Origin of the sequence: Mesorhizobium sp. M7A.F.Ca.CA.003.01.2.1 (genome assembly GCF_003998945.1) — a bacterium.
Taxonomy (GTDB): domain Bacteria; phylum Pseudomonadota; class Alphaproteobacteria; order Rhizobiales; family Rhizobiaceae; genus Mesorhizobium; species Mesorhizobium ciceri.
On record NZ_RZRA01000006.1, the window covers coordinates 1 to 25,754 of the forward strand.

Genomic DNA, 25,754 nt, shown 5'->3' on the forward strand with positions numbered 1-25,754 from the left:
CGTCATTACTGAAGGAACGACGGCGGCTGCGGCAATCAAATCTGGCTATCCATTGAAGGTTATTGGCGATCCCTTATTCTACGCCCCGGGCGCTGTCACAATCGAGCGTGGCGATAAGGAGTTTATCGACAAGGTCGCTGCCGCGGTCAAGAAGATGAAGGATGACGGCACTCTTGCTAAACTCTCGGTCAAGTGGTTCGGGGGGGATTTCAGCGTCGATAAATAACATGACACAATCGTGGGCGTCCCCTTCCCGGGGGCGCCTCTTCTTAGGAAGAAAATGCTTATGCTTTACCACGATACAGTTGAATCTGAGGTGCTCGTCCACAAGCCATGGTTTATCGGCTGCATATTTGCAATTGTGCTCGCGGTTTTTCTTATCTTCAACGTAGCGGGCACCACGATGGGCGAACTCCTACGGCCCGTGATTGGCGATCACGCACAAGTGAAGTTTTACAGTCGCATTGCGATCGCTTTTGTAATTGCCGCAATGTTCTGCCTCAACCTCGTGCTGATTGGTTTTGTCCCGCTCAAAATCCAAATCGGGATCGTATGGTTTGAGTTGGTGCTACTGTTCCTTTCGCTCTTCGCGGCATTTGACTTAAGCATGCCATTTATTTGGGCAAACCTGCCATTTCTAATTACGCAGGGGGTAGTTACTACAGTTTACGTATCAGCGATGTCACTGCTATTTGCGTCGGCTATCGCAATAATCGGCGCGATTGCGAAACTGTCAAGCAACGGCATGGCTTACGCGATAGTCAGCTTCTACACTTCATGCTTCCGGGGTCTGCCGCTTCTCATGCAGGTTTATCTGATCTACATGGGCTTGCCCCAGGTAGGTTACGTTATTAATGCCGTGCCTGCAGGCGTGTTGGCGCTTTCGCTATGCAGTGGTGCCTACATGACGGAGATCTTCCGTTCGGGCATAGCCAGCATCGATCGCGGCCAGTGGGAGGCATCCCGGTCATTAGGTTTCGGCTTTGCGCTCACAATGCGCAGAATCATTCTGCCGCAAGCGCTTCCGGTTATCATTCCCCCGATGGGAAACACGTTCATCTCAATGCTCAAAGACAGCTCTCTCGTTTCGGTTCTTGGCGTTTGGGAGCTGACGTATCTAGCTCACTCACTCGGCCAGCCAACCTTCCATACTATGGAGATGCTAGTAACAGCGGCAATGATTTATTGGATTTTATCCGCCTGCCTGGAACTGGTCCAATCCCGGATCGAGGACCATTTTGCCAGAAGTAAGAAGCGATGATCGTGAATTCATTGGTCAAGCTAAAAAAGACGTCTAAGTTGGTTCGGCCATTTTCAAGGCACTTACAGATGCGCCAATGAACAAGAGAGATGCAATATTGAGCGACGAAGTCATCGAAGCTAAGAATGTATCCAAATGGTATGGTGCCTTCAGAGCACTAACTGACATCAACCTAACCGTCCGCAAGGGCGAACGTATCGTCATCTGTGGGCCCTCAGGCTCGGGAAAGTCGACGCTGATCCGTTGCGTCAATCGGCTCGAAGCGCACCAGGATGGCGAGATTACCGTCACTGGGATTAGGTTACATAACAAAATGCGCAACGTAGCTGAAGTTCGCAAAAGCGTCGGCATGGTTTTTCAGCACTTTAATCTTTTCCCGCACATGACCGTGCTGATGAACTGTATGGCGGCGCCGATGTGGATAAAGGGCGTTCCAGAGGGTGAGGCTAGAAAGATCGCGCTTAAATTCCTAGAGCGCGTGCGCATTCCCGAACAGGCGAACAAATATCCGGCTCAGCTCTCCGGGGGACAGCAGCAGCGCGTCGCAATTGCCCGGTCCCTCTGTATGGAGCCTGCAGTCATGCTCTTCGATGAGCCGACCTCCTCGCTCGATCCAGAGATGGTCGCTGAAGTGCTCGAGACTGTGACCGGACTCGCACGCGACGGCATGACCATGGTATGCGTCACCCACGAGATGGGCTTTGCGCGCGCCGTGGCCGATCGAGTAATCTTCATGGATCGAGGTGAGATCGTCGAAGAGGGTACACCGCACGACTTCTTCAGAAACCCGCAGCACGAAAGAACGAAATTGTTTCTCAGCCAGATCTTGTCGCATTGAGGGAGCCATCCTTCAACGAGGCCGTTCGACCGAGTTACTGTGTATCGAATGCGTTGCCTCAGGCCAGCGAGACAACATGTGCGGATATTGTATTCGTACGTATTGGCTGACATACATCAGAGCGTTCTCGGCAAGCGCCTCGTTCCCGGAAGCGCGAGAGTAGGATCCCGCTGAGCTTGTGCGCAGCCCACCGTGCCAGTTCGCGTCCAGGCGCGCTGAGGATTGGCTCGCCACACATGATCAGGTTGCAAGAGTGCGGCCTCAACCCTCTGCCCGCAACCGACCACAATCTGCAGACGTCGTCCTCTGGCAGATTCCCGACCATCTTTGGGTGAACCAAACGGATCAACACATGTTAAAGAACATAACCTTCGACCGCCACAGCTCCGACAAGCTTAAGAGTGAGGTCACGATCGACATTGATAAATGGGGGGTTCCTCATATCAAGGCTCAGAACTTGCACGACCTATTTTTCGCGCAGGGTTGGAATGCAGCTCGAGACCGCCTCTGGCAAATTGATATTGCGCGCAAACGAGGTCTCGGTCTCCTGTCACGAGACTTTGGCCCCGGATATTTGGAGCAGGATCGGGCGGCGCGTCTCTTTTTATTTCGCGGAGCCATGAGTGCAGAATGGCAGGCGTACGGCCCGGATTCCGAAGAGATATGCTCAGCGTTTGCCGAGGGGATCAATTCCTACGTAGACAGTTGCCATGACGGTTTGATTGCCTTGCCACCCGAGTTTGGCCTCCTCGGTCACACTCCCGACTATTGGAAACCCGAAGACGTCGTTCGCGTGCGAACGCACTCACTAACCCGAAATGCGATTTCGGAGCTTCTGCGCTGCAGGGTGATGGCATTGGCAGGTGTGGAACGAGGTACCCGCCTCGACAGGTTGAGACAAGAATTGTCACCTCCGATAGCGCCACGACCAGCGGAGGGCCTTGACCTCGCCTTTATGACAGATCGAGTACTGCAGGATTTTCGCTTGGCAATCTGTCCCGTCTCATTCTCGAGGGAAAGACTTGCAGCAAGTCTTCAGGAAGCTGACCGTTGGACCCGCGTAACACCGAGTGATGAGATCATGCAGACGGTGTTCCAAGAGGGCTCAAACAACTGGGCCATATCCGCAACAAAAACCACAACGGAGCGACCAATCCTTGCTCTAGACCCGCATCGCAAGCACGTCCTTCCGTCCATCAGGTATCTTGTACACCTGAGTATGCCCGGGCTCGATGTAATTGGCGCTGGAGAGCCTATGATCCCAGGAATCTCCATGGGTCACAACGGGACAGCCGCCTTTGGTCTGACTATTTTCGGCGCTGACCAAGAAGATATTTATGTTTACGAAACCAAGAGTGAGGGAAATAAATACTTATATAAAGGGGCCTGGGAGCAGGTGAAGACTATACACGAGAAAATTCCAGTTCGCGCCCACACCGACCAGGAGGTAAAGCTTCAGTTCACACGCCATGGACCCATTTTAAACCAAAATGCTGAAAAAGACCGCGCCTTCGCACTGAGAACCGTATGGATGGATCCCGGCATGGCACCTTACATGGCCAGCTTGGCCGTAATGCGCTCTAAGACATTTTCAGAATACACCTCCAGTCTAGCAAACTGGGGTTGTCCTTCAGTTAATCACATCTATGCGGACACGTCGAATGTAATTGCGTGGAAACCGTCAGGTGCGGCTCCGGTCCGAAGAAATTGGGACGGCCTGCTTCCGGTTCCAGGAGACGGTCGGTTCGAATGGGAAGGGTATTTGTCACCGGACGATGGGCCGTTCGAGATGAACCCCGCCAAAGGTTTTGTCGCCACTGCCAACGCAATGAATGTTCCGGAGGAATGGAGTAGATCGCATCCTGCTTTTGGCTACGAGTGGTCTGACAGCAGCAGACATGATACCCTTCATACAACTCTCTCACGATCAGAGAAGATCTCGTTGCGGGACTGCATGTCGCTGCAATGTTCGGTGTATTCGCCGATAGCAGTTCGTATTCTTGCGAAACTAGACACTCTTCTCGGTTCGGTTGCAAACATGCCTGCGTTGCACTTATTTTCTAACTGGGACCGGCATTTGGATGCGAGTTCGCCAGCCGCCGCGTTCTTTGAGATTTGGCTTAGCAAACACCTTGGCCCGACAGTAGCTCGCTTAGAAAGCGCTGACGATGAAGTGTTGGCACTGCTCGTGCCTTTACAGCCTTCGGCCATAGCCTCTTGGCTCGAACAGGCAGAGCCTAGTGAAAAGTTGAAGCATTCCATAATGGAATCCCTAACTTCTGCCTGGAGTGAATGCATATGTCGATTTGGCGACGATTCTGCCTCATGGGCATGGGGCAGTATACATAAGCTTGATTTGCGCCACCCTCTGCAGGCACTGACGTCTGAACAATGGTCGTTGGGCGCCATAGCCCTCGGCGGAAGTAGCTCAACGCTCAATTTTTCGAGTTACCGAAGCGGCCAATTCTCTGTTTCAGAAGGACCGTCAGTGCGGATAATCATGGACGTTGGGTCATGGGATGACAGTCTCTTTATTAACAATCCAGGTCAGTCGGGTGTTCCGATCTCAAGTCATTATCGTGACCTCAATCACGATTGGCAACGGGGCGAATACAAGCCCTTGTTATATTCAGAGGAGTCCATACGGAGGGAGCTCGAACATAGGGTCGTCCTGTCTCCCGCTGACTGTTGAGGATGCGACAGTATAGGCCGCTTACCATTGTAGCAGGAACATATCGGTCGAACTCACCTGGCGGCAAGGTGAGGATCGACACTTTAGCGCCCGCCGGCCGACTTTGATATTGACAGCGGAACGCCCGGCCGGAATCTGGATGCGCTTGTGGGGCAATGATCCCGCTGGTGTGCGGCGACCACCCCTGATCGTCACGAGCAGGGCCGTCGCGGCCTCCAATAATGTTGCAGGAGACTTAGAAGCGGGATGTCCCGCATTGGCAATTGCTCTGCCTTGGGGCCATAGGGAAGAGGGGTAAGGTGCTGGCCCGACCACCGGAGAGCGCGTCTGTTACTACAAGGCTCGATCGCGGCCGCATCACGGCCCTCGGCGGCTGCCGATAACGCGCGCTTCGGGCGCTACCAGTACGCATTGGCGATAATCGCATCTGCTGTAGGAGAGCACTTGATTCGAGACTGACAGTGCGACGGTCAACAGGGTTCGCTATCATTGTCGAGCCGAGTTCAAGAATGGACACATACCTCAGGGAGGACCTTTCAGGGGGCAGACCATTGTCTGTCTCCTCATCCGAGAAACAAGCTAACCTCGCAGAGAGTGGCATCAGGGCAACACGTCATTGTCCTTCGATGCGACTGAATATCGACGACTTCAACGCGGCTTGCCGCCTTCGCGTATAGCCGCAGGACCTTGAATGCCGGGAACCAGCCGAGAAATGTTGGCGGTGGGTGAGCGCCTTTCATTTTTCAAGTCCGCTACATTCTGTCTGTCATATACCCGAAGGCGGCGATGCTTGTTGCCCGCCCGATGTGGTTAGCAGTTGACGTGCCTTCTTATGTATCTTCATTCAGCCTGCGGTGGCACGCTGGCCGTTTCGTTGAATGGCGGGGGAAAAAAGGCGTTGATGACTCAGGCTTGCGTGGAGCACTCGTGGGGCGCTCGATTGACAATGTTATTCGTGGAGAATGCTTTCCTTTGTGGAGGAGGATGATTCTCTCGTCCAGTTCCTTGTCGGCCTCGGTAAGGCGATGATTCAGGCGAAGGTAGTCGGTCCAGGTCGGCGTACGGAATGTCTCCGTCCATAGCACAGGCTCCTGAAGGTTGCGCTGGAGAGTCCAGTGCCGAGCACCAACGCGACTCTGTACATGCCGGCACCCGCGCATGGCGAGGAATTCTTCTAGATTTTCCACGAGTATGAGGTACTCGACTTTGACCACGATGGGGCCGCTTCTCGGCTTGAGACTGAGGGCGACTGCCGGCGCGTCGAATTCCTCCAAAGGGTCGGGCTCGGCCTCGCGACCCTCGCGAAGGGGAAACAGGACGCCGCTCGCAATGGAAGAGGCAGTGCCAGAAAAAGGGAGCACGCCGCACAGGCGACGCATGCCAGCGTCATTAGTTGCTCTTCTGACAAGCTCCGTCTTAATAGGCTGTTGGCGACGCCAGCCATGACGGCGCCTGTGCCGAAGCCGGCGATGATGGTGCCATAGGCGAGCGGTCCTTCGCCCAGCTGATCGCGGACAACCAATGGCAGCAGTGCGAGTATGGCGATGCCCGACAGGCCAAAGAAGGTTCCGCGGGCGATCGCCGTCTTGATTTCCGATGACATCGCTGTGAAGCGCAGCCTGTCATAGATGGCCGTCCTCATTGACTCACGTGGGAGAAGTGAGGAGCGAACCTTCCATTTGCATCGCCATATGGTGACCAAAGGGATCATATAGGTGAGTGTAAACATAGCGAAAGCCGTCATAAGTCCGAACGACGCAATCATGATGCCGCGAGCGCCGGTCCCACGGTCCGTGCAGTGTTGAAGCCAATGGAGAGGAGGGTGACGGCAGCGGGAACTTCGCGTCGGTCCACAATATCGCCAACAGAAGCCTGCCAGGCGGTATCGTTGAGCGCGGCACCACTTGCGATCAAGAAGCTGAAGCCGAAGATCATCCACGGGGCGATAAAGCCCAGCACCACTGAAGCCGTAGCATCGCGGATGCTATTACCATTAGGCATCGGCCGGCGAACATGACTCTTCGACGGCTGAAGTTGTCGGCGAGAACCCCTAGCGAAAATGGACAAAATGAAAGCGGGCAGGTTAGACGAAGCCTGCTCGAGCGCAACCATCAGATCGGAGGTCGGAACCGTTGCCATTAGCCAGCTGATAGCAACGGTCTGCATCAGCCAGCCAAGGGAAGAGACTTGAGAGGCTAAACCAGATTGAGCGAAATGTCGTATTCCTGAGCGGCGCAAACGTCTTCGGCGAAACTACATCCGCATCTGCGCCCGCCGCTTTGCTCATTGCTCCGACCGATTCGGTTCCGCCAAGCTTAACCACTTCGCGCGACACGATCCTCTTACACGTCGGATGCGCCAAATGCAGTCTTTGTATTAGTGTCATCTGGTAGCGAGATGCGGAGGTGGCGGCGGAGAGCCGTCGCTGGTGTCGCAGCGGCCTTACATCAGTGCAAACATGCTGTTGCGTGGCGCCGGCACAGTTCCCCCGGCGTCGGCGGCTTCGCCGGCAAGAATGCGAAGGCGCGCCGACTCGCTGCCAAGCTCAAGGTCGTCAGCATGGTTCTTCTGGCCGAGGCTGACGAGCTTGCCGAGCAACTCGGCGCCTTTGTCGGCGATCCTCTGGCGAGAACAAAGCTGTCGGAGACCAGCGTTGCCTGCATTGAGCGGCCGATGAAGGCACTATGCGCATCTCGCTGCGAGATGCAGCCGATATAAAAACAGCATTTGACGCTAGCCGCCAGGAAAGGGGATTGTCACCCCGCATGAGCCGGCGAAGCTTTTGTTCAATTTCGAACATGGACGCGATCGCGCGTTTTGCGCAACCAAACCACGACACACTGATTGAGGTGAGATATGGCGACGACACGCTCCGCAATTCCTCTGACTGGTGTACCGTTTCCGATATCAGAGTATGAGCGCCGGCAAAACAATGTGCTGGATGCGGTTGCTACGGCAGGCTTGGACGCAATCGTAGTAACGGCGCACGGCCACTTGAAGTATCTCAGCGGCTACGATGGGAGCGGTGGATATTTCGCGCCTTTCCCTCTTATTCTGATGCCGGGTCGGGTCCCGATATTTGTTGTCCGAGAATATGACGAGCAGGCAGTACGTTCATATAGCTGCATCGAGGAAATTGAAACCTATACACATCAGCCTGATTTTGGCAGGGTCTGCGCCGATGTATTGCGTCGACTCGGACTGGACAATAAGCGAGTCGGTTTCGAGCTTGGCTGCTGGAATCTCGCGCCCGCCGACGTGCGCGCAGTCCAAGACCAGCTCCCGGATCTGAAGATTACTGACGTCACCCGACTGGTCTCGTCAGTGTCAGCAGTGAAAGGAGAACTTGAGTTGGCGTGTATGCGCGATGCTGTTCGACTCACTGACGTGGCAATTCGAACCTTTCAGCAATCGCTTCGTCCCGGCATTACGGAGATCGAAATGGCAGCGGCCCTAGCTGCGGCGGTAACAAACGACCCCAGCAACGCCGCTGGGGATATCGGGCTTGCGCCGGGTACCATTTTGTTTGGAGAGCGAGTGAAGTTGCCCCATGCGCCAGCGACCCATCATCCTCTCAGCAACAACGAACCTGCCTTTCTGGAGATAGGGGCTTCGAAACACGGGTATACAGTGGGAATGGTTCGATGCGCAGTCCTTGGCAAACATCCCGAAACCGAATCTTTGCACGGCTTGGCTGAAGAGGTCATTGCGGCCCTTGTCTCCTCGATTCGACCAGGTGCTACGCCGGCGGACGTTCACGCTGCTGGGGGCGAGGTGTTGAAGCGATCTGGACGCAAGGGCGTCTTCCGCCAACGAACAGGATACCAAACTGGCATCAATTGGACTGAGCGCGGCGACCTAAGCCTGGAGCCCGATGTAAATGAACCACTCCGAGCTGGCATGACCCTGCACATGCCAAACATTTTGTGCAGCGAAAGTGGCTACCTATTTGGTGCCGGCGCACACGTGCTCGTGACAGAGCGCGGCGCGGAACTCCTGAGCGAAATCCCGCCAACACTTTATCGGGCGTGATGCTAGGCGGCGTGGACAAATTTGAGCCAGTATCTGGCGGTGGCTAGGTAGACCATTCCGAGGAAGCTATTGGCCAATTGATCGTAGCGGGTGGCAATGGCCCGGTTGATTTTGAGGTGGCCGAACATGCGCTCGATTCGGTTCCGCTGCTTGTAGAGCGCCCGGTCATACTCGATCTTCACGCGGCGGTTTGATCGGCCGGGTATGACGGGTTTAATCTTCCGCTCGGCGAGATCGGCGCGAATGGTATCGGCATCGTAGCCCTTGTCCGCAAGGAAGGCGTCCGGTGCACGAGTCCCCCTTTTCCGCCCGCTGCCGAGACATGGGCGCGAACTGTGGTGCTGTCGATGCTGTAGTGGCCGCTGTCCGCCATGACCTCGGCGAGCATTACCGCCACGGTCTCCCAGACCCCGGCCTCGCTCCAGCGTCGGAACCGACGATAGATGGTGTTCCAACTGCCGTATTTGGGCGGGACATCCCGCCATGGAGCGCCGCAGCGGAGCCGCCAGAGAATGCCGTTGATGATCGAACGATTCTGCTTGGGAGGTCTACCTCGGCCGCGTTTGTCAGGGTCGATGGGCAGCAAGCCCTTGAGAACACGCCATTCTGCTTCGGTGAGATCGCCCCTGCTCAAACCTGCCTCCAAAAAGCAGCCTTGAATCAATCCTCTTGGGCTACGTCAATCGCATCGACGTCCGAAATTCCGTAAGGCGGATATACTATTCCGCCAAGGTGATGGACAGTTCGAGAGGGCTGTCGCTATCCGCGAAAAATCGGCTGCCATCCTCAAACTCGATCACCACCTCTCCATCGCGGTGGCGCATGACACGGCGAACAACCTTGCCAATCAGCATCGACGTAGCTCGTTCGCTCTCTTCTTCCAGTGTCATTCCCAATGCTAACAACCCGATCGCAGGAAAGCGACCCTGCTAACATCGAATTTGTCCACGCCGCCTAGGGTCTGCGGTTTGCGGATTGAGTGGCAAAGCGCATGCAGTCCTGGAAAGTAGGTCGTGGGAGGGGGAGGAGTGTCGCGATGGTGACAGCTCTTCCTACTCAGACCTTTGCCATTGGCCGTTGCCAGCAGAGCCAGAGTTTATGATTGCCAGCACTTCGCAGCTGGTCCTCTAAGGCCGAAGCTTATCCATTTGAGGGCAAACGGCTTGTTATCGGGTCGCAGTCGCCGGCGCCAACACCGAGGCCTGAACGCGGGGCTATCTCGGTTCTAGATGGTTACGATATCCAAACTGCATTTGACGAAAACACCGGTGGCATCGATCATTAATTACGCACCGGCGCCTGATCCAAATTACTCAAATGCGGGAACGTGCCTATGGTTGGCGTTGACAGGTTCAAGGAGATCGAGATCGAAGCGATGACTTGGCGCCGGTACCTGCACGAGAATCCGGAGCTTGACTATCGGGTGAATGACACAGCGGCATTTGTGGCGGAAAAGCTGGCTTCCTTCGGGATTAACCACATCGAGTGCAGGATAGCTGAAACCGGCGTGGTTGCGTTGATCCAAGGTCAACTCGGAGATGGGCCCACTATCGGGTTGCGGGCCGACATGGACGCTCTGCCTATACTCGAAGCTTCAGGCAAACCTTGGACGTCGAAAAGGTCCGGACAGATGCACGCGTGTGGTCACGACGGGCATACTGCAATGCTCCTTGGCGCCGCGAAATACCTCGCCGCGACCCGGAACTTCAAAGGGTCCGTTGCCCTGATCTTCCAACCTGCCGAGGAAGATGGCCGCGGCGGCCAAAGAATGGTCCAGGAGGGGATCATGGACCGTTTCGGGATATCTCAGGTCTTTGGCATGCACAATTGGCCAGGCATGGAGGTTGGTGCGTTCGGCATTTGCGAAGGTTCGATTTTTGCCGCGCTCGACGAGTTCGATATTGTGGTCAAAGGCAGAGGGGGTCACGCGGCCGCTCCCCATCTGACAATTGACCCCGTCGTTGTTGCAGCTCAGATCATTTTAGGCTTGCAGACACTAGTCTCACGCAACACGGACCCCACCGAGTCCCTGGTGATCTCCGTCACAAAGCTGAACGCCGGACAAGCTTACAACATCATTCCCGAACGCGCGGAGATTGCCGGAACAGTCAGGACACTGTCACCGATTTTGCGCGACTTCGCTGAAAAACAGATTGAGGCGTGCGCGGAAAATATTGCACGCGCTTCCGGGGCGAAGGTCGAGTTTCAGCATCGCCGCCTGGAGCCCCTCACTGTCAATCATCCCGATCAAACGCGTCGGGCAACAGAGGTGGCGCGTGCTCTGGTCGGCCATTCATCGGTGAACCCCAAAGTCAAACCTAGTTTGGGGTCAGAGGACTTCGCGTACATGCTAGAGGCGCGGCCGGGGGCATGTATACTGCTTGGAAATGGATCGACTGCTGCTCTCCATAATCCAACCTACGACTTTAACGATGAAGCACTGCCATACGGCATTGGATACTGGGTCAACTTGGCCGAGGCTGCTCTAGCACCATGACATTGTCCAAGCAAAACAACCTTGGCTAATCAAGGCTGAGATCACAAGAAGAGGGTAACGACATGAAATACGAAATAAATCGCCGACGATTGCTGCAGGCGACATCGACCGCCATGGCGGCTGGCGCTCTGTCTTCAATTGCGGGCCGCGTTGCGGCCCAAACACCCAACCAGATCAACGTAGTGCTAGGCGGCGGCGATTGGGGAAAGGCTAACATTGAGGCTTACGCTAAGCCATTTGAAGCTGAGACCGGTATCAAGGTCAACCCAATCACCGACGACATGGGTATGGGACAGGTCGAGTTGATGGTAAAATCGGGCAATGTCACGGTAGATGTCGGGGCGCTTACGCAAGGGTCCGGCTTGGTCGCAGCTAAGAAAGGAATTCTTGAAGAAATTGATTACTCCTTGTTCAGGAAAGAAGAGCTAGACGGAATTTATGAATTTGCCAAGCAACCGTTTGGCGTGGCAAATTTGATTTACTCATATAATATGGTATATAGCACAGACGTATTCCCAGCTGATAAACCCCGGCCGACAAACTGGGCTGAATTCTGGGATGCTGATAAGTTTCCCGGCGTTCGCACCTTGGTGTCCGGCCAGTTTGGTTCAGAAGGACCCTGGGAAGAGGCCCTGTTAGCGGACGGTGTATCTCCCGATAAGCTCTACCCGATGGATATCGACCGGGTGTTTGCCAGTTTGGACAAAATAAAGCCGCACATCCGTAAGTGGTGGAGCAGCGGATCAGAGATTCAACAGATGTTGCATGATAAGGTCGTTGACATCGCTCAATCGTATGACGGAAGAGCTCTACTGTTGATCGATCAGGGCGCCGCGACGGAGATCAATCGAAACCAGGCGAAGCTGCAGTGGGATTATTGGGTCATTCCAAAGGGTTCACCCAACGCGAAGGCTGCGCAGAAGTTTATCGAATTCGCCACTCGCGCGGAACGTCAGGCAGCATTTTGCCAATTGTTTCCTGAGGGACCAAGCAACGGCAATGCGTTCAAACTTCTTCCCGAGAAAGTTGCGCGCAAGCTCCCTACCCACCCAGATTACATCAAGAGCAGCGTTTCCATCAACGGCAAATGGTACAATGAGGTAGGCCCCAGCGGTGTTTCCAACACTGAGATGCTTATCCAGCGGTGGAATGAGTGGATCCTGCAGTAGGGTTGGTTGAAGTGCGAAAGTCCGGTCGGGGTAACTCCATACCGGGCTAAAGTCGAAACTGATGCTGAAAATGTGACGGGGAGCGGGGTAGCCCACTAGCCTCTCCGCTCACGGCATCGGGTACGACGGCAGAAGGTACGGCAAATGCCTGCTAATGCACGCCAGCGATGGTGGAGGAGCCACAGTGAACATGCACGCAATGAATACCGCCCCCCGTTCGGAAGTTGACGCTGCAGATGTGAACCAATCGGTGCCACAAATTCAGTTCAGCAGTGTTACCAAGATGTACGGGAGTGTTCCGGCGGTCAGGGATCTGTCGCTGACCGTGCGTCGCGGCGAGTTCTTGACGATTCTCGGCCCGAGCGGCTCGGGTAAGACCACTACCCTGATGCTCTTGGCCGGCTTTGAGGCCCCGAGTTCGGGTGATATTATGATCGCCGGCCATTCAGTGGCTTCGGTCCCGTCCTACCGGCGCGATCAAGGAATTGTGTTCCAGAGCTATGCGCTGTTCCCGCATCTCACAGTGGCTCGAAACCTGGAATTCCCTCTCGAAATGCGGGGCATGGCTCCCGATCAGAGGAAGGTTCGGGTAGCCCGTATGCTTGAGCGCGTGCATCTAGGGGAATTCGGCGGTCGCATGCCATCCCAATTGAGTGGCGGTCAGCAGCAGCGCGTGGCGCTAGCCCGCGCGCTGATTGCCGATCCACCCTTCCTATTACTTGATGAACCGCTTGGCGCACTCGACCGTAACCTGCGTGAGCAGATGCAGATCGAGATGAAGAGCTTGCACAAGGAGTTCGGTATCACGACGGTGTGCGTTACGCATGACCAGGAGGAGGCGCTTACTCTGTCAGACCGGATTGTTGTAATGCGCGCAGGACGTGTCGAGCAAATCGATACACCAGAGGCCCTCTATGATCGGCCATCATCGTGCTTTGTCGCTAAATTTCTGGGTGAGGCGAACATTCTCGAGGATGCCTTGTTGCTGGCCAGAGGGGGCAACGCGCCGCAAATCGGCACCGTTGCGATGATAAGGCCAGAGCGCATCAGTGTACTTCCGAAGACTGCGGAGTGGGCTCAAACGGACCAGCGGCAATATGTTGCCGGTGCGGTCGACGATATGATTTTTGCCGGCCCTCTGCGAAAATACCATGTTCGCGTTGGCAACAATGTTCTCATCGTCCGGGAACATGTCGCGGCAGACCAACCTGTTTTCCAGCCAGGCGAGGAGGTTTGCCTCACGTGGCTGCGGTCAGACATTCGCTTCGTTTCGCCATAAGCGATTGATAAGGGATATCCATGAAGCTTTTGCGCAGAATGGCCAAGGTGCCACTTGGGTTAACCGCGCCCGCGTTCGCGCTTTTGCTTGTGGTTTTCGGTGCCCCTATAACCTTGCTTTTCCTAAGCAGTGTCAATGCCCCCGATTTCTCGTTCCAATACTACGGAGCGTTTTTCGCCCAGCCAGCTAATGTGCGGGTGCTCTTTCAAACGATAGAAATAAGTCTGGTCGCAACTGCCATCTGCTTAATCGTAGGCTATCCAACCGCGTATCTGATCGTCACGGCATCCAAGACTCTGCGCATGACGCTCATCGCTCTCGTGATCATCCCCTATTTGACCAGTGGGCTGGCGCGTACCTACGCATGGATTGTTATTCTTGGGGATCGCGGGGTCATCAACAACATCTTGCTGGACGTCGGATTGATCGATCGACCTCTGCAACTCATCTATAACCGAACCGCGGTCTATATTGGCATGGTCCACATCATGCTGCCGATGATGATACTTCCCTTGGTTAGTGCGATGATGGGGATCGATCGGTCCTTGATGGCTGCTGCACGCAGTATGGGAGCGGGACCTTTCACCGCTTTCAGGCGTGTATTTCTCCCCCTTAGCATTCCAGGCGCACGGAGTGGCTCGCTCCTAGTTTTTGTGTTCTGCCTAGGATTCTATATCACGCCGGCGGCACTTGGGGGATTGCGCGATGCCATGCTTTCAACCTTCATTGCGGCCGAGGTGAATAGCTCGTTCGATATTCCGCGCATTGCCGCTGCGTCCTTCATCCTTCTCGGGTTTGCCATTGTGGTGCTTTCCATGGTCGGGCTTGACCTCTCCGGCAAACAAGAGCAAAGCCAAACTCGAGCTCCGAAGGGCTCGATGTCCCGACTACCCATTGTTCTTGTTATCAAACGAAACTTCAGCGAAATTCTGCGTCCCTATCGTGTCAAACGGTGGACGGGACGGCGCTACGTGCCTGGGGCGGAAAGGCGATGGCCTAAAGTCGTCGCGATCGTTTTTATCGTTTTGGTGATGGCCTTTCTTTTATTCCCAGGGATAATCGTTGTCATCATGTCGTTCAGTTCCGGGGCATTTTTGCAATTTCCGCCTTCGGGCCTGTCGCTTCAATGGTATCGCTCGTTTTTCGGCGATGCATCTTGGAGCGGAGCAGCTTGGACCAGCGTCGAGATTGGTGTCGAGGTAGCTGTTATTTCTACTCTATTGGGAACACTTGCTGCTTTCGGATTGAGCCGAATAAGCGCAAGACTTCGCGGCGTGCTGACAATGATCATAATCACGCCTATCACCTTTCCAGTTATCGTGGTCGGTATCGCGACTTATCTGGGTCTCATCCAGATTGGTCTAATCGGCACAAAGGGTGGTATCGCCCTCGCTCACAGTATCGGCGCTGTTGGAATTGTGGTGGTGATCGTTTCTGCGACGTTGGCCAACTTCGATCGGACGTTAGAGCAGGCGGCCAAGAGTATGCGTGCCGGACCACTGCAAACGTTTTTTCGCGTAACACTGCCGTTAATCAGGCCGGGAGTGATCGGCGGCGCCATGTTCGCATTCCTCCAGTCATTCGATGAAGCGGTCATAACGTCTTTGGTCGGCGGTCTGTCGGTGCGGACGTTGCCCTTGAAGATGCTGGAGAATATCCGCCACCAAATCGACCCGACGATTGCTGCAGTCGCTTCTCTTTTGATGCTTCTGCCTTTAATCTGGATGCTTGTCCTCTATGCCGTCTGGTGGCGTTCTCGACCGAGCATGCAGCGAACATTACAGGAAGCCGCTGCCTAACTGGCGTGGCAGATCCACTTCCTGATGATGCGTCCGACCTATTCCTACGGACTGGCGACAAGCATCTGTTCGGGGCTTCAACGGGCGGATAAAATGGCCACCTGGTCCAAAACGGAAACCAGTAAAGCTCTTGCAATTATCATCTGGCACATGCGGATCAAGGATTCGGACTATGTCTGGGATCGGCCGGCCTTGCTCGCCAGCAAGCTCAGACCTGCCGATCCTCTTGCTGCGCGCCAGGATGGAATTCGAGGTCAACGGCGCTGACCGGATCGCACAGATCCTTCGCCCGTCTGAACAACGAACAGCTAGCCAACGTCAACCGGCTGATCGCGCGATTTCTGAAATCGGCTACCCACCGCGACTTTGACCTTCCTCCTCCCTTAGTGCACCGGGATCAAGGTGACGAACCAAGGGACAGGTCAGCAGAGCGAGCCCTGGTCATCTGAAAACGCGATGGTGCCGTCTCGGACATTATATTGGCGAAGTGGTGACCGCGTGTGCATAGTTCCAGGCGAAAAAAATAGCCGTGTACAAGACCATATGCCCGGTCAAAGTCGCCAGATCACCCGCAATAGGTTAAGCAATGAACGAAGCACCACATCTTACGTTTGATCTCGATGCGCATGGCGTGAGCAGAGGACACCTCGTTGTGCCGGGAGGCGCCGACCATGAAGAGTTCTCGCTTCCGGTTTTTAGTCTTAATAAGGGCGATGGACCGCGCCTTCTTATCACCGGTGGGAATCATGGCAATGAAATGGAGGGGCCATTAGTCGCGCGGCGGCTTATCGAGTGGCTGCCACAAGCGCAAACCAGTGGTAGGATCATCGTGCTGCCAGTGCTTAATCCATTGGCAGTTCAAGCATGGAGCCGCAATACTCCGCTTGATGGTTTGAATCTGAACCGCGTGTTTCCGGGCCGTGCCGACGGGTCTGTTACGGAACGAATCGCGGATGCGGTTTCACGCGTATTGTTGCCAAATGCCGACATCGTTTTCGATCTGCACAGCTTCGGCCCAACGTGGGATTTTCCCCCGGCGGTCATCACGCATCCAATTGCTGATGCGGATCTCATGGCTAAGACGCTCGCAATGGCAGCGGCATTTAAGCTGCCCGTAACATTGCTCTGGCAACATGACGACACGGCTGGGATGTTCGACAGTTGGGCACATAGCCTAGGGAAGGTATTCGTTTGCGCGGAATTCGGCGGTGGTACGGTTAGCGCAGAAGCTCTAGCGATTTATGAAGCTGGAGTTCGCAACGCGCTCGTTATGCTTGGACTCGTCGAAGGAAAAGTCGAGGACGTGTCTTTCCGTAACAAAAGGTCCAGTCAGACCCTTGAGACGCTGATATCAGACGAGTTGAAATCGCCCGCGCAGGGTATCTTCGAACCTCGCTGCTCTGTGTTGGATGAAGTGAGGTCGGGAGATCTTATAGGTATCCTACACTCTATGGATTCTGTTTCCGCTCCGTCCATTGACATCCGAGCGCCTGGGCCATCAATCGTCCTAGCCATAGGATCGGGCGCGCATGTCGACCGCAATGAAGGGGTAGCCATCCTTGCGCGGCCGCTGCATAACTAGAGGTACAGATTAGCCGCGCCTTGGCCAGCTGTAGTAACTCCGGTATGAAGGCACTGGCCTCGACTGGAGCTTATAGGCCAGCTCCTCGGATCGATCAGCGGCTGATCCTGTCTTCCAAAATCATGCCAAAAAGATTGCTTGATCCTTGATCGCTTGGTTTATACTAACCATGGTTGAAAGTGGCGGTCCGAGATGGGAGCTGGCCGGACGGATTGATCGCCTAGCTTCTGTTATGGAAGCAGGGGCGACGATCCGGCGCACCGCGACCAAGAGGGGAGGCGGACGGTGCCGTCCCCGCTGACGCCCGTAAAACAACTTTATCGTATCTTAAAACGAGATGGGCACGTTCGGGGCTTTATATTGGCAAAACCGATTCCGAACGGGGCATAACTTAGGACAGAGCGCGCAAATCCGGCCGCAGCTCATAGCTTGGCCAAACTCGAGTATAATTCAGTGCAGATCAAAGACGTCATTCTCACGCCCGGCAACGGCGCCTTCTTTTATGACGATCAAGCTGCCATTAGGGCAGGGGTTGGCCAGGACGGTTTTGTTTACGTCGGCGAGCCATTGACGCCCGGCTTCCGTGATATCCGTGTTCCGGCAGCTTGCTTAAGCGTCGGGCTTGTCCTGGAAGACGATATGGTCGCCTGGGGCGATATGATGGGAGTGCAATACTCAGGGGCTGGCGGGCGTGACCCCCTGTTTGACGTCGGAGCCATCATGGATCTCACGTCACGTGTTGTTGTCCCGCGGCTCTTAAACATTGATGCGTCCAGCTTTTTGACAGCCTGCTCCAGTGTCTTCGATCTCCATACTGGGAAACGACTCCCACTATGCATCGAATATGGGGTCAGCCAAGCCCTTTTAAGCGCTGCTGCCCATGCTGCGCGTCGTACCATGGCGGAGGTGGTTTGTTCGGAATTTTGCCTATCCATGCCGCATCGTCGTGTCCCAATTTATTGCCAGAGCGGTGATGCGCGCGAAATCAATGTCGATAAAATGATCCTGAAGGGGGTGGATGTGATCCCGCATGGCCTCATCAACTCGCGTAGCAAATTCGGCGTTGGGGGAGAAACCTTTCTGGATTTCGTCAAATGGGTGGCGCACCGCGTCAAGCAAATCGGCCAACCAGACTATTCTCCGGTGCTGCATTTCGATGTGTACGGCTGGATCGGTATGGAGATCGGGCTCGACGTCCAGCGCATCGCCGACTTCATCAGTAAGGTTGCTGACGCGGTTCCGGAGTTCACGGTGAATATCGAATCGCCAGCCGACTTCGGGTCTACGCCGGCGCAGGTCGAAAATTACGGGCAGATCGTCGGCATTCTGAATGCGCGCGCGTCACGTGCGCGCATCGTTGTCGATGAACGCTGCAACACCTTAGAGGATGTGCGTCTGTTTGCGGAGGCTAAGGCGACCCATCTCGTGCAGATCAAGACGCCGGACGTGGGCTCGATCGCCGACAGCGCCCGTGCGGTGCTTCTGTGCAAAGAGAACAACGTGGACGCCTATGTGGGAGGCAGCTGCAGCGAGACGGATCTCTCCGCGCGAGCGACGGTTCACATTTCGGTGGCAACACAGGCGGACATGATGCTCGCGAAGCCTGGCATGGGCATCGACGAAGGTCTTTCCATTGTAGGCAACGAACAAAATCGGTTGCTCGCCATGCTTGATCGGCGTCGGGCACAAAACCTGAAAGCCGCGTAGGAAGCGCCCTGATGCTAAACAGTCTCAAGGACATCACGGTTGTGGCGGTCGAACAGGCCGTTGCAGCTCCCTACGCATCGTCTCGCCTTGCTGACGCAGGCGCCCGGGTGATCAAGGTCGAAAGGCCCGAAGGGGACTTTGCCCGAAACTACGACAAGCTGGTGCGGGGGCAGAGCGCGTACTTCGTCTGGCTCAACCGGGGTAAGGAGTCGGTCTGTCTAGACCTGAGGTTGGAGGCGGATCGCGCCGTCCTCGACACGCTCATTGCCAGTGCTGATGTCTTCATCCAGAATCTAAAGCCGGGCAGCATAGAAAAACTGGGGTTCGCGTCCGCTGATCTGCGTCGACGATATCCGCGGCTGATCACCTGCGACATTTCTGGTTTCGGGGAGTCAGGGCCGTATTCCCATTTGAAGGCCTACGATCTGATCGTCCAGGCCGAAACAGGTCTATGCGCTATCACCGGCAACCAACAGGGGCCTGCGCGTGTAGGGGTCTCGGTTTGCGATATCTCGGCGGGCATGACAGCGCACAGCGCCATTCTTCAGGCACTGTACCACCGCGAGGTCACCGGCGAAGGGACCAGCATCCAGGTGTCACTGTTTGATGCCGTCGCCGACTGGATGAACGTGCCGGTTTTGCAAAATGATTACAGCGGCTACCAGACGGTACGCGCAGGCGTGAAACACCCGTCGCTCGCGCCGTATGGTGCCTATCGCTGTGCCGACGGCAAAGAGGTCATCTTTTCGGTTCAGAATGACCGCGAATGGGTGAATTTCTGCGAGAAATTCCTGAAGCAGTCCGGGCTCACACGCGCACCTGGTTTTGCTGACAATATGGAGCGCCTCGCTCATCGTGCGCAACTTGATGAGATCATTGAACAGCGGTTTTTTGAACTATCCTGCCACGATGCGATGCAGGAGCTCGAGGCGGCCGGCCTGGCATATGGCCGACTGAACGAAGTGGTGGATGTTTCAAAGCATCCACACATTCGCAGGGTGCAGGTTGGAACACCCGATGGAGCCGTCGAGACGATAGCGCCGGCGGCGATTTTCAACTCGGAGCTCCCCTCGCTTCGCCCAGTCCCGGCTCTTGGCTCTCATACCGAGGCTGTCCGCGAGGAGGTGCGGGCGCTTTTGCGCGAAAGAGCCGCGTCAGCGTGAGCGCGCGTTTCAGTAAGGTGAGACTGCTCGCGGTTTACAAAATGCCTGTGTACCTCGGATCATTTCAGCGCACCGGCCGCCTAGAAAGCTCACTGGCAGCGCCCGCGCTAAAATCGGCCGCAAAGGCGTCTCCATGATCAAGGACACCTTTGCGGCCGTTGAAGGCGCGATGTCTGTACCGCGCTGGAGATCCCTGCTCTTCGTTCCTGTTCACGTTCCGCGCTTTGTAGAGACGGCCCATGAGCGGGGCGCAGATGGCGTCATTCTCGACCTGGAGGATTCCGTGCCCCAGGATCGGAAAGGAGAGTCACGGCAGCAGCTTCCTGAATGCGTGGCAGAGGTGGGCCGGAAAGGCGCATCTGTTTTGGTCCGCGTGAATCATGGTCTGCGCGCCTTGGCGGCCGATCTCGATGCAGCCGTGATGGCGGGTGTTGACGCACTGGTTCTTCCGAAGACGGATTCGGCAGAGTGGGTTATAGAGATCGCGAATGCGGTTTCGGAACTAGAACGTGAAAGAAATCTTCCGCAGGGAGGCATCCGGTTCCTTGCCCAGATTGAGACCCCGGGCGCCTTGCAAAGGCTTGCGGCCATTGCGTCGGCGCATCCAAGGATGGTCGCAATGGCGCTTGGCCCTGAAGACTTCAGCGCCGCTGTTGGCGGCGCCCCAGGATTCGACCTTCTTTTGACGCCGAACCTTTCTGTTCTGTTTGCCGCCCGCGCGGCCGGCTTGCTCCCGCTGGGCTTCATAGGAAGCATCGGCGAGTTCTCGGACACGCATAAACTTCGTGAGGCCGCGGTGCGGGCGCGGCGGCTTGGCTTTGCCGGAGCTTTGGCGATCCATCCGACACAGGTGGCCATATTCAATGAGGCTTTCTCGCCAAGCGCCCAGGAGCTCGAGTGGGCCCATAAAGTTGTCGCGGCGGCAAATGATGCCGCCACGCGTGGACTGTCCGCATTCTCGTTGAATGGCAAAATGATAGATCCGCCAGTGGTGCGGCGCGCCCACGAGATCCTGATTCTTGTGGGCAACAACTGACTGGCCTGTTATCAGCGGCTGAACAGGAGCGAATGGCACTACACCGCGCCGGGCAAGCCGATGCAAAATGGCTACGCGATTCCCTCAACGGCCGAATGCGAGACGAGCTGTTGAACGATGGCCTGTTCTTCGGCCTCGACCACGCCCGCAGTGCCACTGCCGAATGGAGGCAGGACCTAAATCCTGTTCATAACACTCATCTGTCTATGTCATTTGAGTGAATAGGTTTTGCTGATCTGGATGCGATCCCATGGGGTATTTTGGGTTTTGCCGCGCGCGATGAACGATGCGCTGAGCCGCCGGTTCGTCAAGCGTTGATCGGCTGAAGACCCATGGACCGTCCGGCAGAGGATGAACGCCTTCGATCGACGCGAGTCCACCGAAGGCGATGCAACGCGGCTCGCCATTGTCAAGCAGACCACGCCAGCAGGAATAGCGCGGAATGTTGTGCTTGGTTCCCGTGTAGCGGACCGTCAGCTCGCGGCCGCAGCGCCGGCAGCGGACAAGGTCGGCGAGCAGAGCGTCGCCATGCTTGGGCGCCCCGTGATGCCGGCTCGTGGGCACGTGGTCGCTCACCATCTTGCGGATCGCTTCCGCCTTTCCCAGCCGACGTAGCCTTCGTGTGCACCCGGAATCAGCGCCAGCATCTCGCGCCTTACGGCGGCTGCGCGAGCGAATGGCGGCATCTGCGCGGTCTGCGCGTCGTGCGGGTTGGAGAAGATCGAACTGATATGTCGTAGGCTGGCGCGGTATGGACCTCTCCCCGGTTCGCTTCGTGAGGACCCGATGCTGCGCCCGAATCCTCCAATTGCGATGGGGTGTGGGAATTGGCCGTCGGGTCCTGCAGCAGTGTCACCAAGACGCCAAGCGTTCTGGGATCGATATGTGGGGCAGGGCAATGCGCCACGCGGTGCAGACCGCGATCAAACATCCAGGCCGGAACTTCCAGCCACCGATCGGAGGCGTGGCGGGAGAGACTGCAGCGGAAAACCTCCCGGTCGGCGTTCTCGATCACCTCATGAACGTGAACACAACGCCCGGCCCAAGGATGCCACGGATAAAGAAACTTGCGTTCCTCGGTCCTGTGGGTGTTCTTTCCTGGTGTTGTTCAACACCGTGAGGCCGCATTCCTCGCTCGCTATTTGACCCCGGCGGTCTTCGCCGGAACCCTCGCCGCAACCGGCTCCGACGCTGCACTCAATGAAGGCTTCGCGCCTCCGCCCGTTGCTCAAACCGCGCCATAACAGAAACGGCCGAGGCTAATCGCCACTGGTTGAAAGTTCAGTGGCAGGTCAGAGGGTCTGGCTCGACGGCCTTAGCTTCAGGCTATCCGGCCAATCCCGGCGATCACCCAGCGACACGATGACTGACCAGTGCTCAGCGCCACCGCCGGAGCTGCAAAAAGAGTTGCGTATGATTGAGCGTTCGACCACGTTGCTGTCGATCTTGATATGGCCTCGTCCAGGATGCGCGAGAGGCGCTTCCCAGCGCGAGAGCGTGTAGGGGATCGCCGCTGTGAGCTTGGTCTTCTGACTGATTTGGCCGAGCTTCTCTAGCCGCCCTGGGTCCAGTGCCGTGATGGTTGAGCACTTTTTGCCTGCGTGCAGCAAGGCCTCGTTGGCCTCGGCTACGGATGTCATCCTCGATCTTTTAGAGTTCGCGGATCCTTCTTAGCGCCTCGATCGGGCGCGGCATGGCAGAAGGCGAGCGTGAAGCCGCTTTTCGTCGGCCAGCAAGCGATGGCCCGCTATAGCCGTCGACCTGCAAGTTCCGGTAGAGAGCCTGCGAGATGAGCGATCGCACGCTGGGCCTTTTCGGTCCGGCGCATAGACATAAGACGCCCGGCGGTCCGCTCCCTCCCTAATCAGTCATCGCGGGCATAAATCCAGAGTAGGCCTGTCTTCGTCTTGCCGACCCCGGAACGAGCACCGGCGCGGTCGTCGCACGTCGGCGAAGAGTTTTGGCGAGGACTTCGGTTTTGCTAAAGCAACCGTTCATGGACCAGACGTAGGTGCCAGTCCGGCGCGGCCGACTACCGGCGCTGCCAGCAGCCTGGGCAAGCGAACCAAATTGTAGCCCGCCAAGTTATGCCGCGCCCGCGGTGGCACATCCTCGCAGCTTGACCTTGGCCATGCCGTCTGAGGTCTTGACTGACCGAACCCTCCTCTGACCCCTTAGGGCAGTGCTGACTGAGATCATAGCCCGGATGGCGCTTCGTGCGGTCATCGATCGCTATACGCGAGGCTTGTTGCTTTCTGCTCAAATGGGCGTTGAAGGCAACGCGCGGCGTGATCTTGCTCTTTGCAGGTCCTTGACTGGCGCGTCCTAGGCTTCGCCAGCGCCAGTCGATGCGCCGTCGCGGCGTCTGCGGTCCAACATAGCGAGAGCGGCATCACGCTCGCCTGTGCCAGGCCTGGGTATGAAACTTTCCAGTCAAGCCGGATTGGCCAGCACCTGGGTGCATAACCAACCTGTTGTCGCGGCTTCATTAGCATGAGGTGCCCGGAAACGAAGATACGTATGGACCCCGCCCCGCTTTCCAATTGAGCCTAGGGGCTGCTGATTCCTTCTTCGCCAAGGGTCGTGAACGGCGTGATCGACCAATGGATTAGGTTGATGGGACGATGAGTGTCGCCTCGGTCGAGCAATGGTGGATGAAACTGCGATGACATGTCCGATAGGATCTCTGTAATCGCCCTGCCTGACGCCCTGCCTTCAGGTTTTCGACATAAAATTTCACCTCGGTCACACCTGATCTTAATGTCGCCAGCGATCTAATCCAGTGTGCCAGGAATGAGGTACCGTACGGCCGCACTGCGAGAATGCCTTCTTCGCAAATCCCAGTCCTCGCCGTGACTGCTAGGTGCAATACTGCAAGCCAGCTGAACCAATTGAGGATCTGTCCCCTCATCGAGGCGCGGATTGACTTGGATGACGACGGGTCCAGGCTTCGTCCACGGAGTTCAATGTTCGTTGGCCCAGCTGAGGCCGTGAGCTTGCAAGCAATTCTGTGACACGTTGACGATACGATCATGCTCGTCATTAGTCAGCAGGGTTGGTTGGACAATTCACCTCTCGGAAGAGGAAATGGGGTGGCCGGCCGAAGTCCGCCAGCGGCAATAGCAATGACCTCCTTTCCCATCTTGTTAGCGCCGCTGGTTGCAATGGCGCTTGGTACTGAAGACTTCAGTGCAGCTGTTGGCGGTGCCCCAGAACTCGACCTGCTTTTGACGCCGAACCTTTCCGTTCTGTTCCCCATGCGGCAGTCTCGGCTCGATAGGAAGCATCGGCGATTCTTAGACAATGATAACTTCGTGGGGCCGCAGGCGATCCATTTAAACATCGATGGGGCTTTTCACCAAGCGCACAAGAACTCGAGGGACCCGTCGTGTCCTCGCGGCGAAAAAGATGCGACGGCGCAAGGCAAAGGCGCGTTCACATTGGACGGGAAGATGGTCGATCTACCGGTTATTCGAAGGGTCCGAGAAATCATCTCCATGGATCAGGGCGCCGAGTTGGCCGGTTGAAGCCTCGGCGGGTTGGGTCCATTCTGGACACATAGGTTACGGTTTTGGTCAAACCACACTGAGATGACACGACAGTTAGGCGTCATGTCGCTCTGCAATTATTGCTGTCGCGCCATCACATTTCGAGATAGATTACATCATTGCAGTCCGCCCTCGGAAGAGTACCCGTGGAAATCAGGCAGTTAAGATACTTTGTTGGCGTGGTCGAAGCAGGCAGTTTCACGAAGGCCGCTGGCTTTCTGAATGTCGCCCAGAGTGCGCTGAGTCTGCATGTGCGCCAATTGGAGGAAGGCTTCGGCACTCAGCTGCTGATACGCGACAGGACCGGCGTGAGCGTGACGGCGTCAGGAGCCAAACTCCTGGAGCGGGCGCGGGCGATTCTCAAAGAAATTCGAATTACCGAGGTGGAATTGACCAACACAGCCGCTTCCCCCGCCGGGGAGGTGACTATTGGCATTCCGTCTGGAGCTGCTCGCGTCCTGAGCGGTCCGCTGCTTGAGACGGTAAGACACGAACTGCCCAAGGTGTCCCTCAAGATGGTCGAGGGTATGACGGGACCGCTAGAGGAATGGATGGCGGCTGGACGCTTCAATCTGGCGGTTCTGTACCGCACTGCGGACAGTGTGGGGCGAATGACTGTGCTAGCGCGCGAAGACCTTTGTCTGGTGGTTCCGTCCGGCGAGCCACCGTTTGAAGATGCGATATCTCTGGCCGACCTGCATGCATTCCCCCTGGCGGTTCCCATGCGCAACAACAATGTCAGGCGTTCGGTGGCTGATGTCGTCGCACAACACGGTTGCGCGATGGACGTCAAGTTTGAAGTGGACTCGCTCTCAACGATCATCAACATGGTCGTAGAGGGAAAAGCGCATTCTATTCTCGCCCCGTCTGCCGTTCAGAAAGAAGCCTCTCAAGGGCTGGTCCGGACGGTCAAGATAGTCGATCCGGTAATTACCCGCTCCGTGGTGCTTGCTGTAAATCCCAAAGATGAGCGTTCTGCGGCCGTTTCTGCGGTCCGCAAGCTCATTCCGAAGGTCGCCAGAGAATTGATTGAGAGCCGGGGCTGGGTAGCATCGGCTCCTGACGCGACCTGAGAACCATCGATCTGTAAACAACGGCATGACTTCCTTCCTGTCGGAACAGATCGATCTGGATTCCAGATGGATTTAGGC

The 25,754-nt window shown here is 56.2% G+C and carries 20 protein-coding genes and 4 pseudogenes; 18 read left to right on the top strand and 6 right to left on the bottom strand.

The window, feature by feature from the left end:
* The 4 genes from EN969_RS00830 to EN969_RS00845 all read left to right on the top strand — a co-directional run.
* Nucleotides 1-226 (top strand): transporter substrate-binding domain-containing protein (locus tag EN969_RS00830; protein ID WP_127418966.1); only part of this gene is annotated, 226 nt, incomplete at its 5' end.
* A 60-nt stretch (nt 227-286) separates the two neighbouring features.
* Nucleotides 287-1,261: an amino acid ABC transporter permease gene (locus tag EN969_RS00835; protein WP_063170377.1), complete on the top strand. Its 975-nt coding sequence runs from the start codon at nt 287-289 to the stop codon at nt 1,259-1,261.
* A 94-nt stretch (nt 1,262-1,355) separates the two neighbouring features.
* Nucleotides 1,356-2,099: an amino acid ABC transporter ATP-binding protein gene (locus EN969_RS00840; protein WP_135921822.1), complete on the top strand. Its 744-nt coding sequence runs from the start codon at nt 1,356-1,358 to the stop codon at nt 2,097-2,099.
* A gap of 352 nt (nt 2,100-2,451) precedes the next feature.
* The gene (locus EN969_RS00845) at nt 2,452-4,791 is read left to right on the top strand and encodes a penicillin acylase family protein (protein WP_063170375.1); all 2,340 of its coding nucleotides are present in this window, start codon (nt 2,452-2,454) and stop codon (nt 4,789-4,791) included.
* Between the two features lie 830 nt (nt 4,792-5,621).
* Here the strand turns inward: EN969_RS00845 and EN969_RS00850 are convergent.
* Both EN969_RS00850 and EN969_RS35180 read right to left on the bottom strand, forming a co-directional pair.
* Nucleotides 5,622-7,078, bottom strand: a pseudogene (locus EN969_RS00850) (MFS transporter).
* Nucleotides 7,079-7,233: 155 nt separating this feature from the next.
* A complete protein-coding gene (locus tag EN969_RS35180; protein WP_164548527.1) occupies nt 7,234-7,389 on the bottom strand; it encodes a hypothetical protein in 156 nt (51 codons plus the stop codon).
* A 258-nt stretch (nt 7,390-7,647) separates the two neighbouring features.
* On the opposite strand from EN969_RS35180, the gene EN969_RS00860 reads away from it, so the two are divergent.
* Entirely contained in the window at nt 7,648-8,823 is a 1,176-nt protein-coding gene (locus EN969_RS00860) for a Xaa-Pro peptidase family protein (RefSeq protein ID WP_063169317.1), read from the top strand.
* 2 nt (nt 8,824-8,825) lie between these two features.
* Here EN969_RS00860 and EN969_RS00865 read toward each other — a convergent pair.
* Together EN969_RS00865 and EN969_RS35185 are read right to left on the bottom strand one after the other, a co-directional pair.
* Nucleotides 8,826-9,457 (bottom strand): annotated as a pseudogene (locus tag EN969_RS00865) (IS5 family transposase).
* 85 nt (nt 9,458-9,542) lie between these two features.
* Entirely contained in the window at nt 9,543-9,713 is a 171-nt protein-coding gene (locus EN969_RS35185; protein ID WP_164548526.1) for a hypothetical protein, read from the bottom strand.
* A gap of 443 nt (nt 9,714-10,156) precedes the next feature.
* Between EN969_RS35185 and EN969_RS00870 the strand changes: the two genes are divergently transcribed.
* The 10 genes and pseudogenes from EN969_RS00870 to EN969_RS00910 form a co-directional block, all read left to right on the top strand.
* Nucleotides 10,157-11,320: a M20 aminoacylase family protein gene (locus EN969_RS00870; protein ID WP_063169316.1), complete on the top strand. Its 1,164-nt coding sequence runs from the start codon at nt 10,157-10,159 to the stop codon at nt 11,318-11,320.
* 62 nt (nt 11,321-11,382) lie between these two features.
* Nucleotides 11,383-12,489 carry an ABC transporter substrate-binding protein gene (locus EN969_RS00875; RefSeq protein WP_063169315.1) on the top strand — a complete coding sequence of 369 codons (1,107 nt, stop codon included), beginning with the start codon at nt 11,383-11,385 and terminating at the stop codon, nt 12,487-12,489.
* Between the two features lie 190 nt (nt 12,490-12,679).
* The gene (locus tag EN969_RS00880; RefSeq protein ID WP_224570037.1) at nt 12,680-13,768 is read left to right on the top strand and encodes an ABC transporter ATP-binding protein; all 1,089 of its coding nucleotides are present in this window, start codon (nt 12,680-12,682) and stop codon (nt 13,766-13,768) included.
* 20 nt (nt 13,769-13,788) lie between these two features.
* Nucleotides 13,789-15,567, top strand: coding sequence for an ABC transporter permease subunit (locus EN969_RS00885; protein ID WP_063169314.1), 1,779 nt, complete (start codon nt 13,789-13,791; stop codon nt 15,565-15,567).
* A 93-nt stretch (nt 15,568-15,660) separates the two neighbouring features.
* Nucleotides 15,661-15,834, top strand: coding sequence for a hypothetical protein (locus tag EN969_RS35190; RefSeq protein ID WP_164548525.1), 174 nt, complete (start codon nt 15,661-15,663; stop codon nt 15,832-15,834).
* A gap of 319 nt (nt 15,835-16,153) precedes the next feature.
* Nucleotides 16,154-17,149: a succinylglutamate desuccinylase/aspartoacylase family protein gene (locus tag EN969_RS00890; protein WP_063169313.1), complete on the top strand. Its 996-nt coding sequence runs from the start codon at nt 16,154-16,156 to the stop codon at nt 17,147-17,149.
* A gap of 453 nt (nt 17,150-17,602) precedes the next feature.
* Complete coding sequence (locus EN969_RS00895) at nt 17,603-18,856, top strand: methylaspartate ammonia-lyase (RefSeq protein ID WP_063170371.1); 1,254 nt, start codon at nt 17,603-17,605, stop codon at nt 18,854-18,856.
* A gap of 11 nt (nt 18,857-18,867) precedes the next feature.
* Nucleotides 18,868-20,019, top strand: a complete 1,152-nt coding sequence (locus EN969_RS00900) for a CaiB/BaiF CoA-transferase family protein (protein ID WP_063169312.1) — start codon at nt 18,868-18,870, stop codon at nt 20,017-20,019.
* 133 nt (nt 20,020-20,152) lie between these two features.
* Nucleotides 20,153-21,055 carry a CoA ester lyase gene (locus EN969_RS00905; protein WP_210326668.1) on the top strand — a complete coding sequence of 301 codons (903 nt, stop codon included), beginning with the start codon at nt 20,153-20,155 and terminating at the stop codon, nt 21,053-21,055.
* A gap of 24 nt (nt 21,056-21,079) precedes the next feature.
* Nucleotides 21,080-21,204: pseudogene (locus EN969_RS00910) on the top strand (integrase core domain-containing protein); the annotation flags it as partial.
* 55 nt (nt 21,205-21,259) lie between these two features.
* Here the strand turns inward: EN969_RS00910 and EN969_RS35740 are convergent.
* Entirely contained in the window at nt 21,260-21,634 is a 375-nt protein-coding gene (locus tag EN969_RS35740) for a zinc ribbon domain-containing protein (RefSeq protein WP_063169311.1), read from the bottom strand.
* Nucleotides 21,635-22,162: 528 nt separating this feature from the next.
* Between EN969_RS35740 and EN969_RS35745 the strand changes: the two are divergent.
* Nucleotides 22,163-22,299, top strand: a pseudogene (locus tag EN969_RS35745) (IS3 family transposase); the annotation flags it as partial.
* 48 nt (nt 22,300-22,347) lie between these two features.
* Here the strand turns inward: EN969_RS35745 and EN969_RS00920 are convergent.
* A complete protein-coding gene (locus tag EN969_RS00920) occupies nt 22,348-22,695 on the bottom strand; it encodes a transposase (protein WP_063169310.1) in 348 nt (115 codons plus the stop codon).
* Between the two features lie 1,485 nt (nt 22,696-24,180).
* Between EN969_RS00920 and EN969_RS00925 the strand changes: the two genes are divergently transcribed.
* Nucleotides 24,181-24,582: a hypothetical protein gene (locus tag EN969_RS00925; protein WP_063169309.1), complete on the top strand. Its 402-nt coding sequence runs from the start codon at nt 24,181-24,183 to the stop codon at nt 24,580-24,582.
* A gap of 167 nt (nt 24,583-24,749) precedes the next feature.
* Nucleotides 24,750-25,676 carry a LysR family transcriptional regulator gene (locus EN969_RS00930; RefSeq protein WP_063169308.1) on the top strand — a complete coding sequence of 309 codons (927 nt, stop codon included), beginning with the start codon at nt 24,750-24,752 and terminating at the stop codon, nt 25,674-25,676.
* Nucleotides 25,677-25,754: the final 78 nt, after the last annotated feature.

Bases quoted from the DNA above. Each gene is read 5' to 3' on its own strand.
- EN969_RS00875 (WP_063169315.1), top strand. From the start codon at position 11,383: ATGAAATACGAAATAAATCGCCGACGATTGCTGCAGGCGACATCGACC.
- EN969_RS00900 (WP_063169312.1), top strand. From the start codon at position 18,868: ATGCTAAACAGTCTCAAGGACATCACGGTTGTGGCGGTCGAACAGGCC.
- EN969_RS00890 (WP_063169313.1), top strand. From the start codon at position 16,154: ATGAACGAAGCACCACATCTTACGTTTGATCTCGATGCGCATGGCGTG.
- EN969_RS35185 (WP_164548526.1), bottom strand. From the start codon at position 9,713: ATGACACTGGAAGAAGAGAGCGAACGAGCTACGTCGATGCTGATTGGC.
- EN969_RS35190 (WP_164548525.1), top strand. From the start codon at position 15,661: ATGGCCACCTGGTCCAAAACGGAAACCAGTAAAGCTCTTGCAATTATC.
- EN969_RS00885 (WP_063169314.1), top strand. From the start codon at position 13,789: ATGAAGCTTTTGCGCAGAATGGCCAAGGTGCCACTTGGGTTAACCGCG.
- EN969_RS35740 (WP_063169311.1), bottom strand. From the start codon at position 21,634: ATGGTGAGCGACCACGTGCCCACGAGCCGGCATCACGGGGCGCCCAAG.
- EN969_RS00845 (WP_063170375.1), top strand. From the start codon at position 2,452: ATGTTAAAGAACATAACCTTCGACCGCCACAGCTCCGACAAGCTTAAG.
- EN969_RS00870 (WP_063169316.1), top strand. From the start codon at position 10,157: ATGGTTGGCGTTGACAGGTTCAAGGAGATCGAGATCGAAGCGATGACT.
- EN969_RS00860 (WP_063169317.1), top strand. From the start codon at position 7,648: ATGGCGACGACACGCTCCGCAATTCCTCTGACTGGTGTACCGTTTCCG.
- EN969_RS00925 (WP_063169309.1), top strand. From the start codon at position 24,181: ATGACCTCCTTTCCCATCTTGTTAGCGCCGCTGGTTGCAATGGCGCTT.
- EN969_RS00920 (WP_063169310.1), bottom strand. From the start codon at position 22,695: ATGACATCCGTAGCCGAGGCCAACGAGGCCTTGCTGCACGCAGGCAAA.
- EN969_RS00905 (WP_210326668.1), top strand. From the start codon at position 20,153: ATGATCAAGGACACCTTTGCGGCCGTTGAAGGCGCGATGTCTGTACCG.
- EN969_RS00880 (WP_224570037.1), top strand. From the start codon at position 12,680: ATGCACGCAATGAATACCGCCCCCCGTTCGGAAGTTGACGCTGCAGAT.
- EN969_RS00835 (WP_063170377.1), top strand. From the start codon at position 287: ATGCTTTACCACGATACAGTTGAATCTGAGGTGCTCGTCCACAAGCCA.